The organism is Xylanivirga thermophila (assembly GCF_004138105.1).
Classification (GTDB): domain Bacteria; phylum Bacillota; class Clostridia; order Caldicoprobacterales; family Xylanivirgaceae; genus Xylanivirga; species Xylanivirga thermophila.
Window position 1 is genome coordinate 1 of the sequence record NZ_RXHQ01000044.1, and the last position, 16,065, is coordinate 16,065.

The 16,065-nt window shown below is 35.2% G+C and carries 17 protein-coding genes and 1 pseudogene; 4 read left to right on the forward strand and 14 right to left on the reverse strand.

All coding sequences use genetic code 11. From position 1 onward, the window contains the following. Positions 1–787 precede the first annotated feature (787 nt). The 11 genes and pseudogenes from EJN67_RS14320 to EJN67_RS13055 all read right to left on the reverse strand — a co-directional run. Positions 788–1,423: pseudogene (locus tag EJN67_RS14320) on the reverse strand (ABC transporter ATP-binding protein); the annotation flags it as partial. Positions 1,424–1,524: 101 nt separating this feature from the next. Further along, complete coding sequence (locus tag EJN67_RS13010; protein ID WP_129724874.1) at positions 1,525–1,716, reverse strand: DUF951 domain-containing protein; 192 nt, start codon at positions 1,714–1,716, stop codon at positions 1,525–1,527. Then, the gene (locus EJN67_RS13015; RefSeq protein WP_129724875.1) at positions 1,713–2,603 is read right to left on the reverse strand and encodes a mechanosensitive ion channel family protein; all 891 of its coding nucleotides are present in this window, start codon (positions 2,601–2,603) and stop codon (positions 1,713–1,715) included. The genes EJN67_RS13010 and EJN67_RS13015 overlap by 4 nt, the downstream gene beginning before the upstream one ends. Before the next feature lie 496 nt (positions 2,604–3,099). After that, a complete protein-coding gene (locus EJN67_RS13020) occupies positions 3,100–3,801 on the reverse strand; it encodes a gamma-glutamyl-gamma-aminobutyrate hydrolase family protein (RefSeq protein WP_129724876.1) in 702 nt (233 codons plus the stop codon). 95 nt (positions 3,802–3,896) lie between these two features. Next, positions 3,897–5,228 (reverse strand): type I glutamate--ammonia ligase, encoded by a 1,332-nt coding sequence (glnA, locus tag EJN67_RS13025; RefSeq protein ID WP_129724890.1) that lies wholly within the window; start codon positions 5,226–5,228, stop codon positions 3,897–3,899. A 68-nt stretch (positions 5,229–5,296) separates the two neighbouring features. Next, entirely contained in the window at positions 5,297–6,601 is a 1,305-nt protein-coding gene (locus tag EJN67_RS13030; protein WP_129724877.1) for a hypothetical protein, read from the reverse strand. Positions 6,602–6,606: 5 nt separating this feature from the next. Then, positions 6,607–7,689, reverse strand: coding sequence for a DUF58 domain-containing protein (locus tag EJN67_RS13035; RefSeq protein WP_129724878.1), 1,083 nt, complete (start codon positions 7,687–7,689; stop codon positions 6,607–6,609). After that, the gene (locus EJN67_RS13040; RefSeq protein ID WP_394347523.1) at positions 7,686–8,660 is read right to left on the reverse strand and encodes an AAA family ATPase; all 975 of its coding nucleotides are present in this window, start codon (positions 8,658–8,660) and stop codon (positions 7,686–7,688) included. Before EJN67_RS13040 ends, EJN67_RS13035 begins: the two co-directional genes overlap by 4 nt. A gap of 121 nt (positions 8,661–8,781) precedes the next feature. After that, entirely contained in the window at positions 8,782–9,000 is a 219-nt protein-coding gene (locus EJN67_RS13045; RefSeq protein ID WP_129724880.1) for a hypothetical protein, read from the reverse strand. Positions 9,001–9,055: 55 nt separating this feature from the next. Further along, a complete protein-coding gene (locus EJN67_RS13050; RefSeq protein WP_129724881.1) occupies positions 9,056–9,700 on the reverse strand; it encodes a response regulator transcription factor in 645 nt (214 codons plus the stop codon). Between the two features lie 221 nt (positions 9,701–9,921). Continuing rightward, positions 9,922–10,329, reverse strand: a complete 408-nt coding sequence (locus tag EJN67_RS13055) for a hypothetical protein (RefSeq protein ID WP_129724882.1) — start codon at positions 10,327–10,329, stop codon at positions 9,922–9,924. Positions 10,330–10,544: 215 nt separating this feature from the next. Here EJN67_RS13055 and EJN67_RS13060 point away from each other — a divergent pair, with 215 nt between their 5' ends. Together EJN67_RS13060 and EJN67_RS13065 are read left to right on the forward strand one after the other, a co-directional pair. Next, the gene (locus tag EJN67_RS13060; protein WP_165000878.1) at positions 10,545–11,045 is read left to right on the forward strand and encodes a DUF4446 family protein; all 501 of its coding nucleotides are present in this window, start codon (positions 10,545–10,547) and stop codon (positions 11,043–11,045) included. A 54-nt stretch (positions 11,046–11,099) separates the two neighbouring features. Further along, complete coding sequence (locus EJN67_RS13065; protein ID WP_165000879.1) at positions 11,100–11,372, forward strand: YkuS family protein; 273 nt, start codon at positions 11,100–11,102, stop codon at positions 11,370–11,372. 2 nt (positions 11,373–11,374) lie between these two features. Here the strand turns inward: EJN67_RS13065 and yyaC are convergent, their stop codons facing one another. Continuing rightward, positions 11,375–11,971, reverse strand: a complete 597-nt coding sequence (yyaC, locus tag EJN67_RS13070; protein WP_129724885.1) for a spore protease YyaC — start codon at positions 11,969–11,971, stop codon at positions 11,375–11,377. A 229-nt stretch (positions 11,972–12,200) separates the two neighbouring features. Here yyaC and EJN67_RS13075 point away from each other — a divergent pair, with 229 nt between their 5' ends. Both EJN67_RS13075 and EJN67_RS13080 read left to right on the forward strand, forming a co-directional pair. Continuing rightward, the gene (locus tag EJN67_RS13075) at positions 12,201–13,364 is read left to right on the forward strand and encodes a hypothetical protein (protein ID WP_129724886.1); all 1,164 of its coding nucleotides are present in this window, start codon (positions 12,201–12,203) and stop codon (positions 13,362–13,364) included. Continuing rightward, positions 13,364–14,029 carry a CvpA family protein gene (locus EJN67_RS13080; protein ID WP_129724887.1) on the forward strand — a complete coding sequence of 222 codons (666 nt, stop codon included), beginning with the start codon at positions 13,364–13,366 and terminating at the stop codon, positions 14,027–14,029. Before EJN67_RS13075 ends, EJN67_RS13080 begins: the two co-directional genes overlap by 1 nt. Before the next feature lie 29 nt (positions 14,030–14,058). Here the strand turns inward: EJN67_RS13080 and EJN67_RS13085 are convergent, their stop codons facing one another. Together EJN67_RS13085 and EJN67_RS13090 are read right to left on the reverse strand one after the other, a co-directional pair. Next, the gene (locus EJN67_RS13085) at positions 14,059–14,931 is read right to left on the reverse strand and encodes a ParB/RepB/Spo0J family partition protein (protein WP_129724888.1); all 873 of its coding nucleotides are present in this window, start codon (positions 14,929–14,931) and stop codon (positions 14,059–14,061) included. A gap of 2 nt (positions 14,932–14,933) precedes the next feature. Next, positions 14,934–15,707 carry a ParA family protein gene (locus EJN67_RS13090; RefSeq protein WP_129724889.1) on the reverse strand — a complete coding sequence of 258 codons (774 nt, stop codon included), beginning with the start codon at positions 15,705–15,707 and terminating at the stop codon, positions 14,934–14,936. Positions 15,708–16,065: the final 358 nt, after the last annotated feature.

A 16,065-nucleotide genomic window follows, 5' to 3' on the forward strand; every position in this document is an offset into this window, starting at 1 on the left:
TCAAGGTTGGGTAGTATTTTCTCGTATACACTCGAAAATCTCCACCCTCCCCTTGACAAGAGGAAGTAAATGGATAAGTATGATTTTCTCAAAAGTGTTGCATTTAATATTGCAATTTAGATTTAAATACAAACGGAGAATTTTCTCCAGATGCACTTAATGATACCACTATATTCTCTGCAGCATATGAACTGATATTCTTTATGGGTAATGATAGAGATATGCTCCGCCCCGCCGTTCCCGTAGGCATATTTATATTTCCAAACAAAGATATTTCCGGATCCAGCTTCTTAAAATAATCCAGATCAGGAAATGTATTTGAATCTGTATTATCGCTTTTAGGCACCGTGTTTAAATATAATGTACATGTTGATTCACCACTAGTATTATCATTATATTTATATTTAAAAGTTATGCTAAGTTCATTTCCAGTCCCCGAATACCTCAACTTTGGAGTAGTAAAAGTTACATCATCATTATTTCCCGATGGAATGTCCTTTATATTTACAATAATATTCTGACCGCTTACTACAGAAAATGAAGCATTTTGGTTTATTACAGCGTATACATTTTTTATATCATTATCAGATATATTTTTTATGAATCCGTTTATAGTAAAAGTATCATTAGTTTTTATAGAATCTACACTCTGAGTATATTTACTTATTAAAATATCATTTCCCTCTGTTGCTCCCGCTCCTGTTGCAAAGACTTGTATCAACATGACCATACATAAAATGGCCGTTATTACTTCACCTATATTCCCCCTTGATTTGGATCTATTTACTTGTTCTATTTTTTGGATACCTCCATCGAGTATGTACACTATCTTGTCTGCATATTGCGCTATATTTAAATCATGTGTAACCAAGACCAGCGTTTGATTATTCTTGCGTACCATAGATGTAATAATATTCATTACCTCCTTTGTAGTCTTTGAATCTAGGTTGCCCGTAGGTTCATCAGCAAAAACAATCTGAGGATTGCCTATAAATGCCCTGGCTATACCAACGCGCTGCTGCTGACCACCACTCATTTGAGTAGGTTTATGTTTTATGTATTTTCCCAACCCCACAGCCTTCAAAAATTCTATGCTCCTTTTATTTCTCATATGTTTAGGCACACCTCTGAAAGCAAGGGGCAAACTAACATTTTCAAGAGCCGTAAGGGCAGGCATAAGGTTGTATGATTGAAATACAAAACCTAAATATCGCTGCCGAAATCTGACCAGATATTTTTCATTCAATTTTTCCACATGTATGCCTTTTATAATGATTTCACCTTTTGTAGGCTTTTCCAGACCTGCCATGAGATTTAGCATTGTAGACTTGCCTGAACCTGATGTGCCTAAAAAACAGCAGATCTCACCCTTATTTATGGTAAGATTTATATTTTGAAGTGCTATTACTTTTTCTTCCCCCAACCTATATATCTTGCTTATATCCTTAAGCTGTATTATTTTTTGATCATTTTCCAAGCTACTCTTCACCTCCCCCCTTTTTCATATTCACTTGTGAAATCATATTACTCGTCTGCTTTTTCTACGACTCTTTTCGCCCTCTTTTCAAAATGCTCCCTGTCCATCATAACAATACGGCCACATCCTGTACATTTTATCTTTACATCCGCTCCCAACCGCATTATGCTCCATGTATCGCTGCCGCAGGGATGTTTCTTTTTAGTCTGTATAATATCTCCTACAGCAAATTCCATCATGCCCTGTCACCCCCCTTTTTATTATTGCCTTCTATTACTACCATCCTTGGATATGCTATTTCTATACCATTTTTGTCCAAGGCCTGCTTTACCAACAGTCTAAGCTCCCTTTCCACACTCCAGTGTTTCATGGGCTGGGTTTTTACCACCATCCTTAAGGTTATACCACTATCGCCAAGCTGTGTTACGCCTAATACCTGTGGGGTTTCTACTATATCCCCATTCTCTTCCCCATAGGATTTTGACAAAATATTTAATACATCCATAGCCTTTTCTATATCTGCTTCATAGGCTATACTGACATCCACTATTGCCAGCGCATTACCACGGGTGAAATTTGTCACCTGCTCTACCTTTCCATTAGGTATTATGGTTAAATCCCCTTGAAATCCCCGTATCTTGGTGATTCTAAGACCTATATCCTCTACTGTTCCTGTAACATCTCCTATGGTAACAAAATCTCCAACTGCATATTGGTCCTCAAATAATATAAAAAAGCCTGTAATGACATCTTTAACTAAATTTTGTGCTCCAAATCCTATCGCTAATCCTCCTATGCCTGCAGTAGCTATTATGGATTCCGCTCTTATACCAAATTCAGGTAGTATACTTGCAACTGCAATAAAGTAGGTAAGGTATCTAAGAATACTCTTTGATAGTGCTTTTAAGGTAGCAGCTTTTTTATCATCCATAGAAAATTTGGTCTTTTTTCTTCTATTGAAAAATCGGTTTATAAACCTACTACCTACCCGTATTATAATCCGAGCCACTATATATACAAATACTATCCTAAGGAGTTTTTCAAAAAATATTACATAGTCTTCTGGTGCTAGTTTTTGAAACCATAAAACAGCCCCACCTTTCATCCCCTCCCAAATCTTTCCCATACACTTACACTCCTTTTCATTAGTTAATCCCCTATGTCATCTCAAGTGCGAAAATATTTTTTTCCATAAGCATATCGTATGATAAAATAAATAACAAGTATTATATCTATAACTATGAATATAATGTTTCCAAAGCATATGCTCTCAAAAAGAGTCCTTTCTCCATAAATGGAAAAGATCCTGATGCCACAATAATAAGAAACCAATCCGTCCAAAATAAATGTAATTATAAATATCATAATGTGAACCACATCGAAAAATAACGCCTCTATCCACTCTAAAATCAAAGTAGCTGACAGCATTGCAAGATTAATTCGGGGACTTATATGGGGGAAATAAAATCTAAATCCTCGAGCCATGGACATGCTAAGCAAAACCGTCCTAATCGCACAGATAATTATTATATAATACCTCACCCATCTTGACCCCTTTTGGAACTTCATTGTTGCTCCTTTCTATAGTCCCTATTATCCAACAACCCCCATAGTCAAAACATCTATGAAACAAAATGATCAAATATCCTTTGCATGATAGTATAATCCTTTGTCATCCTCTCAGGGTGCCACTGTACCCCAAGTACAAAGGTATCATAAGTCCCTTCTATGGCCTCTATTACGCCATCAGAGCTTGATGCAACCACTCTAAAGCCCTTGGGTATATCCTTTACAGCCTGATGATGGAAACTGTTTACCCGTATATTCTTCTCTCCAAGTATCTTATATAGACGACTATCCGGCACTACCTCCACCATATGGCTTCCGAACCATTTTGGCCCCTTTTGATTATGATTTATAGGCTCACCCTTTTCCCATTGGGATGATATATCTTGATACAAGGTGCCTCCAGCTGCTACGTTTAGTATCTGTATGCCTCTACATATACCTAGTATGCGTACATTTCTATCAAGCGCCCGCCTGCACAATTCTAGTTCAAATTCATCCCTTCTAGGATTTACACTACCTATTTTCATATGAGGCGCTTCACCATATAAATATGGATCCACATCCTGTCCTCCAATAAGCATTATCCCATCTACCATATCGAGTATAGATGGGATCTCTTGTATATCATTTCCGGGCAATAATATGGGCATGCCTCCTGCTTTTGTAATAGCCTCTACATATCCTTCGTATATCTTTATGTCATTTTCTTCCCAGTTATAATCACAAGTAATACCTATTATGGTGCTTTTTCTCATGGAGTAGTGCCTCCTATTTCCAACATTATAAATTGATACATGATAATTATACTTTAACCAAAATAATAAATGCTTAATTTTTTATTAAAAAATGGTTAAAATTTATTAATATATTGGCGTATTTCCCATGGAGTAACCTGCATTTGATATTGCTGCCATTCTATACGTTTTGCTTCCACATATCTCTCATAGCAATGTGGACCTAACACTCCTCTTATATATTTATCCTCCTTAAGGGCCTTCATGGATTCATAAAGATTTTTCGGAAGACTTGGAATATGCCCTTCTTTCCTCTCCTGCTTGGTCATGCTATATATATTTCTATTTATAGGCAAAGGAGGAACTATTTGGTTTTTTATTCCGTCTAACCCTGCAGCTAGAGTTACTGCCATTGCAAGATATGGATTGCACGATGGATCGGGATTTCTCAGCTCTATCCTGGTAGATACACCCCTTTTTGCCGGTATCCTTATAAGTGGGCTCCGATTTTTATGGGACCATGCAATATATACTGGCGCCTCATAGCCTGACACTAGTCTTTTATATGAATTAACAAGGGGATTGGTAATAGCCGCCATGGCGGGAGCATGCTCCATAAGCCCTCCTATATAATAAAGCGCATCTTTGCTTAATTGGTATTCCCCGTCCTCATCAAAAAAGGCATTTTCCCCATCTTTAAACAAAGATTGATTTATATGCATACCCGATCCTGGTACTCCGAATACAGGTTTGGGCATAAAGGTAGCATGTAATCCGTGCTTTTGGGCAATTATTCTTACCACCATTTTAAATGTCATTACATTATCTGCTGTGGTTAGGGCATCATCATATTTAAAGTCTATCTCATGCTGCCCCGGAGCATTTTCATGATGTGATGCCTCTATCTCAAACCCCATCTTTTCAAGGGTAAGACATATATCCCGTCTTGCATTCTCCCCTAGGTCTACAGGGGCTAAATCAAAATATTCGGCATTATCCTGGGTAATAGTAGTGGGGTTGCCTTTCTCATCCGTATGGAACAGGAAAAATTCAGCCTCTGGTCCTGCATACATGGTGTAACCCATATCACGGGCTCGATTCAAAACCTGTTTTAAAATATTACGGGGGCAGCCTTCAAAAGGTTTATTATCCGCTGTATATACATCACATATTAGCCTTGCTGTTTTCCCTTCTCCACCGCGCCATGGAAATATCACAAAGGAGTTGGTATCTGGCCTTAAATACATATCCGATTCTTCAATCCGAACAAAACCTTCTATAGACGAACCATCGAACATAATTTCATTATTCAGTGCTTTTTCCAGCTGTTTACTAGTTATGGCCACATTTTTCATAGTGCCAAAAATATCAGTAAACTGTAGCCTTATAAATTCTATATTCTCCCTATTGCAAATCCTTAAAATATCTTCTTTGGTATATTTTTGCATAAGCATATCCACACTCCCATTTTTATAGAATAAAAATATGGTAGTTATTATATCATAAGTTTGCCAGTTTACAATAATTTTTTAACACTATCTACCTGGGCATCGGAGATATCCCCTAAACTATACCGTGCAGTATAATACAAGGATATTAAAGGTTCAATATCCATCTGCCTTTCTCCATACCAATTTGACAGATCATATTGAAGTTCACGGGGTGTTAAAAAAATCTTTAACGAGTACCCTTCAGCTACTGCCCTAAGTACCATCTTTATATATATATACCTTACCCTTTCACTATTATTTTTTAGTTCATCCCATTTAAGGCCTTTGGATAACATATTAGCCAGCCATTTTTTTACCCTATCTACATAATCCCTCCCCACTTTTTTTATATCTATAAGGCTTTCTTTTTCATCTATATATCCTGAAGGTTGTTCATAAATCGCTCTGTTTTTCCCAATTTCCTCTAGCTTTTTTATAAGCTTTTTTATGCCTTTATATATGATCTTACATGCGAAAAATATCAGTATAAATAGCAGTATAATAGCTATTACAGAAAATATTATATCCAGTATCCTACTAAAAAGTGAAGGCTCAGTTGGCTCTGTAAAAGGCTCTATCTGTGGTATACCCCCTTCACTTTCGATTGGGGCACTGCTACTATCAAGCAGACTATTTAAAAATAATATAAATCTATATATCCAGCCTCCTAATAGAGATAATCCCTTCTCTATCCATGTCTTTAATTGGTTAAAAGAGGATATAAAGATCACTATTAACATATTTAAAACTATCAATCTCCTATTTTGTTTAATTACATTGGGCTGTATTTTTACCGCCTCTCCCCTTGATAGGTTTGCATTTTCTAGTTGGCGCCTATTTAGTAGGAAAAACACTAAAGGAATATATATATAAGCCGCTATATTGATCCACTTTGAAAATTCGGCAAGGGATTGAATACGTCCGTAGAGAAAACTCGCTGTAAAATACATCAAAATGCCTATCCAAAACATCTGTTCTGGAAATATCATATCCCATGGCTGCTCTGCAGATAAAATACCCCTATACATATATATAAACGCAACAATAAATATATAAATTATGCGTACTCCCGCCATACCAAACAATAGATATGTATAAGCACTGGAGATGAGCCCGCATAAGATAATGGCAATTATCCTGTGTTTTTTAAAGCACCTTATCAATATCCTTCCACCCAAATATAGTATTGGTATACTGCCTATCCAAATCCATATACTATGGCTGTCTATTGTGTATATGGCAATAGTCAATAATATGGGCAAAAAGGTCAGTACCTCCATACAGCCATATGCTATCCCACGAACTATCCATGATAGTTTATTCGTCTTCATATAACCTACGCCCCTTGCTCCTGATTTTGAAGATGTACAATAGCCAATCCATTTCCATATGCCTTCAGCTTGTCTATCTGTCCCTGCAGCCTTGGGCTTATATAGGGAGTGATCATTATAATATCATAGCCTGACATCCCCCTATCTATATCCTGTTGCAAAAATGTATAGAATGTAATGCTTCTATCTATTATCAATTTTGCCATGGCCTCTAAAATCACCATTACCTGATCATTACCGTTTTTAGGCCATATCCTTACAGGCTCATTTTTACATTCTATAGTATATCCATTACATCCAAACCCCGTTTCTATCCCTTGTGATATGTAGTAACTTGCTAAAGATGCAGCATATGAAATACCCCGCTCAATTAAATCAGTGTCGGTTACCGCATCCCACATCTCCTCGCTTATGTCCATATTCAAATATATAATTATTCTAGGCTGAGCAGTATAGTCCCTCTTATTTACCTGTAACTGTCCTGTTTTTGCCGTAGCCTTCCAGTTTATTTGATTAAACGAATCTCCATATGTATATTCCCTGATACCTGATGTTAAAAAAGGATCATCTATAATCCAACGTCTAACACTTATATCCCCCTGCCAATTGTGACTAGGTATGGGGATTTCTTTTATGGGTACCAATTTGGGATATACCATAAGGCTGGCATCTATAGACATTTCTTTAGATACCTCATCCATGCCAAATAGCTCTCCACATGTAAGTGCTACACTATTTAATGCATAATATCCCCGTTTGATACATTGAATTTTATGGGTCCTTGTAATCCCCGTATAGGGCATGAGAGTAAAAAGGCTTTTATGAAATTGGCCATATTTTATTGAAAGGTTTGCCTGGCTATTAAATTTGAGGGATTCATCCATCTTTGACTCTATCCTAAGCCATGGAAGTGGCAAAAGTTTTCTGTTGTATATCTTCTCTACCATTTGCACTTCCTGGCCTTCAAATACAGCCGGCTGTTTAAAAAACCTGTCATAAAACACTTTTGACAAGCCCCATTTTCTATATATTCTGCCTTCAATGAGCACCATAACTACTGCAATAACTACATACCAAGTCGCACTCATTTTTCATCGCCCGCCTGATTAAATACCTCTTCTGAAGGCACAGGCACATTACGTAATATGTCGTTCAATACTACATTGCTATTTCCATACCTTATACTGGCACTACTTGTAAGAATCATTCTATGGGATAACACTGGTCCTGCCATATATTTTACATCATCTGGTATTACATAATCCCGTTTCTGCAATATGGCATATACCTCAGAAGCCTTTAGAAGGGCCTGACTGCCCCGAGGACTTACGCCTAGTACTACGTCTGTATGTTTCCTGGTAGCCTCAACTATATCTACTATATAGCCTAGTATATCATCTGCTACATATACCTTTGAATAGCTCTCCTGAGCCTTTTTTATATCTTCTACATTAGCTACAGGAGTAATATCTTCAATTGGATTATGTGTTTTAAAACGCTTTAATATATCCATTCCCTGATCTTTGGTTGGATATTGCATATTTATCTTGATAAGGAATCTATCTAATTGGGCTTCTGGAAGTGGAAATGTGCCTTGTGTTTCTATGGGATTTTGAGTAGCTATAACCATAAAAGGTGTATCTAACGTCTTAGTCTCCCCATCCACCGTTACCTGACGCTCTTCCATACATTCAAGTAGGCTAGACTGGGTTCTAGGAGTGGCCCTATTCAATTCATCTGCCAACAATATATTAGTAAATATAGGTCCTGACCTAAATTCAAATTTACCAACTTTTTGGTTGAAATAATTTATACCTGTAATATCTGAAGGCAATAGATCCGGTGTAAATTGTACCCTCTTAAAACTACAATCCAAAGATTTTGCCAAGGTTTTCGCAAGTAAAGTCTTCCCTGTGCCTGGTACATCCTCTAATAGTACATGTCCTGATGATATAAGGGCTACCAATAAAAGATCTATCACTTCATTCTTACCTACTATTACCTTTTTTATGTTTTTCTTTATGCTTGATGCCATATTATAAATAAGATCAAACTCCACCATAATCACCCCAAATCTGTCATCTGTATGATACAGTATATTGTATATTCTATATTCTATATCTAGAAGTTTCAAGAAAATAATATAAAATAAATAAAGGCATCCTTTTTTTGAGGATACCTTATACTTTAACTTTACTTGCCATATTCTTGATGGTTATGTATAGATCAATAATGTCAGCACCTGCAGATATATCCTCCATAGTATATCCCTGATCCAAATACTGCATATAATCTATATTTTGTTCATGTATCCTATCCTTTAATATTTCAGATAGGATATGGCACCTCTCAATATGCGATTCGATATTGGATAAAGTGCGCTCCATTTCCTTTTCCATAACCGATATCACCCCAATTTCATGTTTTTAACTTGTAGAGCAATATATTATAATATCATATGCTATAAGGACTAAATATCCCTTTTGAAAATCCATATAAAACCGCCTGTACCCTATTATTCTGTCCTGTCTTTTTAAGAATTTGACTTACATGGCTTTTTACCGTTGCTTCGCTTATGTATAATTTTTTTGCTATCTCCTGATTTGTATAACTTCGCGCGACCAATTTATAAACCTCCATCTCACGCTGTGTAAGGTTTATACTTTTCCCAATATTATCGTTCCCATCATTTGCCTTTATTATACATCTTATAAAGTCTGGGAAAATACAATATCCGCCTGTATATACCAATTGTGCAATGCTAATTAATTCATCTGGAAGAATATCCTTTGTGATACAAGCATCTGCACCTGAATCTGAAATAAGTCCCTTATCCAGTATATCAAATTCGTCCAGCATTATCATTACTTTTATATTTTTATCTACCTCTTTTATAGCACTACAAGCCTCTAAACCATTGAATACTGGCATACTATAATCTGCTATTACTAGATCAGGTTTTAATGCCTTTGCTTGTTCTACAAGTTGTCTACCATCTGATGCTTGCCCTATTATTTGAAAGCGTTCATCATCAAACACTGCTAAAAGCCCTTGTCTTATTATTTGCTGATCATCTGCTATAATCAATTTGATTGGCATAATAGCCCTCCCCTTTCCTACATTATATGCATGAGCTTAATAATTATTACAATTAAATAATTATTTTTACAAAAGGAGGGCAAAACCCTTTATTTCCCTAATTATTACCCAAAATTTCATTCTACACTATATTATATATTATCACATTTTATATGTTCAAGTCCCATATTTCTTGAAAAAACTCAAAAAAAAGCTGGTTTTCCCAGCTTTTTATCATAATATTAAGTCCTTACCCTTGCCTTTATAGCCATCCGCCTCTCATAAACCTTTTTCTCCTGTGAGATTTTTATAAGCCTTGTAAGCTCAAATATTATAATCAATGATATTGGAAGCACTATAAGGAATATAAATCCTACAGGATTTTTCATAAAGGAAAGTATAAACCCAAGTTTAGGTATTTTAAATAGTACTTTTTCTCCCTTTAAAAATATTAAGCTCCCGTAATCTTCATAATTTTTTTCTATTCCATACTGCCCAAGTTCTACAGTATTTTCCACTTTATATGCGCCTAAAACTGGTATCTCTTCTTGATAATATACACCCCTTATGCCTATGTAGGTAAGGAGCATAATTGATAACAAAAATGCACATATTACTACCTCCATTATGCATGAAAAGAATTTTTTCATAAAATCATCCTCTCTTCTTTTGTCTCCTTCTTCTATTCTATTTCCTTGTCCACTTTTCAGTAAATTATACATAAGTATGAAATATGTTCACACCATGGTATGATATGCCCTCCATTTACAGCCATATTTTTTGTGTTATTATCATTTTTTTGTTTATATTTATCATAAATTATATTATAATAGTTACTTGTAATATGTTTTTAGGAGGCCTCTTTATGAAAATATTATATTCTTTTGTACATGATTACTACATAGAAATATGTCTAGCTGCAAGCATGATTACATTACTGAGCCTTATACTTGTTATTGTTAATTTTTCCAGAACCACAAAGATATTACGGAGATATAAGCGTCTTATGCGCGGCGTAGACAACAAAAATTTAGAATTTATATTAAATCAACAATTTGATAAGATTGAGCAGGCACTAAATACGGTAGATATGATAGAAGAAAATCATAATACACTTTTAAAGCAGGTAAATACCTGTGTTCAAAATGTAGGCGTAATACGTTATAATGCCTTTGATGATATGGGCAGTCAACAAAGCTATTCGGTAGCAATCTTAGATAATGAAAAAAATGGTGTAGTATTGACCGGTTTGTTTGGTCGAGATAGTTCCTCAACATATGCCAAACCAATAGTAAATGGAAAATCTAATTATCCCCTTTCTGAAGAAGAAATACAGGCTATACAAAACGCTTTAAATCAGAAATGAATATGTATAAAAAAACACCTCACAGGAAAAATATTAACCATGGAGGTGTTTTTTTTGAAAACTATAGCCATTCAAAGGGGATTAGAGGAGATAAAAATGCGGTTAGACGCCATTGGATATAATACTCTATATCACGATGAAATTTCGACACCTATAGATGCCTATGTCTATTATGGCACACCTGATCAAATGTCCCTTGTTTCTGTAAATAATATGTTAAACAACAGTATTACGTCTTCCAATCCCATAGTAGTAAATGCCTATCAAAAATCAATAGATGATATAGTGAAAATCATTGAGAGCAGAGTGTACAGCCCACTATTTTGATATCAAATAGTGGGCTGATTAGTTCTGTTGCCCTCACCTGCTGTAAGTCTCCACATTACATAATGTATGCCGTTGCTTATTAAATCTGCCATCTTCATAACTAGGTTAAGCCTAGTATTTTGAAGTATTAAATATTCCATAAAGCCACTCATATTCACTATACCCATTATATGTAAATCGCCTACTAATGGGAGGGTCTTATTTACTCCCGCCCCTGGACTTAGTGGTCCTTCACCCATAGATATACAACCTATACGTTCATGTTTACCTAAACAAGCATCTATGGCTATTATAAACGGTTTTTTATATTTCCTTTCTATCTCATCCATGGTTTCTTCAAGGTTTTTTGCATGTACAGGCTTCTCTAATGTCCCATATACCCATACATTTTCGTATTTTATAAGATTCAATTTATGTCCCGTTAAAGGCCCTAGGCAATCCCCTGTAGATCTATCGGTACCTATGCAAAGCAATATTATATCGGAATACTCTTCATCAGTATACGTTACTTCAATAAGCTCTTCTAGTCCTTTAATAAAAGCTGATAAAGCATAAGGCCTGCTTATATCTACTGTTATCTTGCCTCTCCCTTTCTCCATAATGCCCCTCCTAAAGAAGATATGGTTTCATTTTCCCCAAAAATCTTTTAAAAATGCATGCTTTTTTTCTTCCCTATTCTGCTATATTGTATGCCCTGTGCAAGTACAATTATTCTTGAGGCTTATACATAAAAATAAAAGAGGAAATACTTGATTTTTGGCGAATTTACAATGTAGAATATATATTGAATAGATAAATTAAAACACTATATGACTTATGGAGGCAAATATGAATAACGAAATGGACAAAAATAAAAGCAAGCATAAGCAAACGATATCTAACATTGTTTTGCTCTCTATTATAATAATCCTGATTCCCCTAGGATATTTTTTATATAAAAATGATTTTTTCCTAAAAAAGCCACAGGTGTTCGCGCCTTGTGATGATACTGGTATTTTACTTGAAAAAGATGATAATATACATTTTTATTCAAAGGGATTCGCCATATCGGGCAAAGATACAACTTTTTTTAATTTTTCAGGGCAAAAAATAGAACCACCATTTACCGAAAATGATATCAAAGCCCTATCTGGTCCTATTACCGTAGATCAATCTACAAACCGTTATATGCTAATCAACCAAAAATTTTTGTTTGACACAGCTACGATACCTTTTAAAATGGTTTTAGAACTACCTGCGCCAATAGGCTGGGGACTTAAGGAATTTAAAGATTTTTTAATACTTACGGTACGAGATGATAAGGGCATTATACAGCCTTGGTTAGTGCAAAAAGGAAATAATTCCATGGTTAAAATAGAAAATATGTCTGATTTGAATTATCTTGACTGTGATTATAGTAATACATCGAAAGGAATATCCATATTATCAGTAAATACTGATAACCCCTTTCCTTCTACCAAGATACTGCATATGGATACCCAGAATCGTCCCTATGGCATACTTTCCCTAGATGACCAGATGTTCTATAGAATATACAGGGAAAATAATCATGTAATACTGGCAAGCTTATACGAAATTGTATGCTACGATATATCAGGATCTAAGATATGGTCTTTGAAGATCCCGAGGGCATATCAGCATCAATATATAAATATGGGTCAAAACAAGGCCCTATACTTTAACGATATATTTGTAGATGGGCCAAATAATACATTGATAATTACCCCTGATGGCAAATACGAATTTATGGCATTGCCAAAATATCTATATGCATTAAAAACCTATAAAGATGGTTTTGTAGCCATACAGGGTGATAAATCATTGGTGTTTTTAAACGGAAAGGGTGAAATATCTAATCAATATTCCCTTGAAGAGAATATACTTGATGTATTTTGGACACAATTTAATGAAAATTATATATATACCATTACTCATGATCGGAAAGTTAAAATATATAAATTTATGGAACGTTCAAAAGGAGATGAAAAGTGATGAATATTGCCGATGCCATTATTCTTATCATTCTTGCCCTTAGCTTTTTTATAGGCATATATAATGGATTTACAGTAACGCTTTTAAATATTATTTCTGCCTTTGCCTCATGGATAGGAGCAATTTGCTTCTATCCTAATCTATCACAATATATAATAAAAAATACTTCATTCTTTGATAAGTTAAAATTTTATGTAGAAGGGGCGACCAAAATACCCTCTTCTTATGATAAGATGGCTAAACTATCTGCTTTTTCACCTAAGCAAATAGGCAATATATTAAAGGATATACATTTTCCCTATCCATTTAATATTAAAATGACAACCAATGTTATAAACCAATCTTCATTGGATAAATTCAGTACATTAGGGGAATATTTTGACTATAGCATAGCCATGATTATAATGAATATATTAAGTTTTTTAATAATTTTTTTGGCCATTAAATTAATTTTTTCGATTATCATATCCATAGCCAAAAATGTAACCCATCTTCCTGTACTTCGACAGTTGGATGGGCTGCTTGGTGGAGTATTGGGGATTATAAGGGGAGCAATCACCCTATTCATAGTATTTATATTTATCTCCCTTTTAAACACGGTAGTACCTATGGATAGAGTAAATCAGATTTTAGAGTCATCCTATCTCGCTCGATTTTTTATCTAAAAATAAAATGTTTCACGTGAAACATTTTACTAGCTTCCTATCTTGGACATTATTCTTTCTAAATCATCATTATTATAATATTCAATCTGTATAACCCCTTTTTTCTTTCCAGGGGTTATATTTACTTTTGTACCCAAACATTCTTCCAGATTAGATTCTATCTCTATTATATAAGATGGTTTAGTCTTAGTTATGGGCTTTTCCCTATTCCCCATATTTGTCTTTATCTTTTTTATTAGCCTCTCTGTATCCCTTACATTTAATTCATCTTCAATAACTTTTTTAGCTATTTGAAGGCGCATATTCGGATCTTCTAGTCCTAATATGGCCCTCCCGTGTCCGGGAGTCAATTTGCCGTCCATTATAAATTTCTGTATCTCGCCTGAAAGGGTTAAAAGTCTTAAAATATTCGTTACCGCTGAGCGGCTTTTCCCAATTTCATCGGCCACCTGTTCCTGTGTTAGATTATATTCATCTATCAATTTTTTTATTCCCAATGCTTGCTCTATTGGATTCAAATCCTCCCTTTGCAAGTTTTCAATAAGGGATATGGCCATTATATCTTTTTCATCTAAATTCTTTACTATTGCAGGAATAGTAGGGAGTCCCGCTAACTGTGCCGCTCTCCATCTCCGCTCCCCAGCTATCAATAGATATCTATTGCCTTTAGGCTTGACTATAACAGGCTGTACCACTCCATATTTTTTTATAGATTGGGCAAGCTCTTTTATCTTATCCTGATCGAATTGCCGTCTAGGCTGATCCATATTAGGGTCTATTTGAAATATTTTTATTTCCACCACTGCTTGTCCATCATCAGTATTATACAGTGCCTGGTTAGATTCGGTATCGAATGAGGGAATAAGGGCATCTAATCCCCTACCTAGTGCGCGTTTGTTCACCTTTATACAGCCTCCGTTTCATACTGAATAATTTCCCGTGCTAGTTCAGTATATGCCTGAGCACCTACACATTTGGGATCATATAATACTACTGGAAGTCCATGGCTTGGAGCTTCACCTAATTTAACGTTTCTTGGGATAATGGTTCTATATACCTTATTTTTAAAATACCTCTTTACCTCTTCCACTACCTGAATAGACAGATTAGTCCTAGCATCAAACATGGTAAGCACTACACCTTCCACTTCGAGGGTAGGATTTAAGTGTTTCCTTACCAGATTTACAGTATTGACAAGCTGACTTAACCCTTCCAGTGCATAATATTCACATTGTATGGGAACCAGGATCTTATCCGATGCTGTTAACGCATTTATTGTGATAAGACCCAGAGATGGAGGACAATCTATCAATATATAATCATAATCATCCCTAATCCCCTGTAGTGCACGTTTTAATACCATCTCTCTGGCCATCATAGATACTAACTCTATCTCTGCTCCCGCCAACTGCATATTTGACACTACTATGTCCAAATTTTCAATAGATGTATGTACTACTGCATCCGATATGGATACATCATTAATAAGCACATCATAAATGGACTTGTCCACCTTATCCTTGTCCACTCCCAATCCACTAGTGGTATTCCCCTGAGGATCTATATCTATGGTAAGCACCTTTTTACCCGCCATAGCCAAACAGGCAGAAAGATTTACATTAGTGGTCGTCTTCCCCACACCACCTTTTTGATTGGCAACAGCTATAATTTTAGACATAACCGTCTCTCCCCTCTTGCTATTTCTATATATATTATAGGATATATCTGAAATAATTTAAAGCATTTTGGTATATATAAATACATTATATCTTTAATTCTAAATTTTAAAATAAATAGTTCGATATAGTCAGCATATTCAAAGCCGATAAGCTTAATAATACCCTCCCTACCTCTTCTAAGTGTTATACAATACAATCCATAGTTTTAATATCTTATATCAATAATATTGATGTTAGTGTAAAGTTACCGTAGGGAATTAGAGTAATAAATTACCATAAGAATTGAAAAGAAGATGACATCCTGTTAATATATTATTCACTATAATAAACAACTAACGAAAGGATGACATCTTCTAT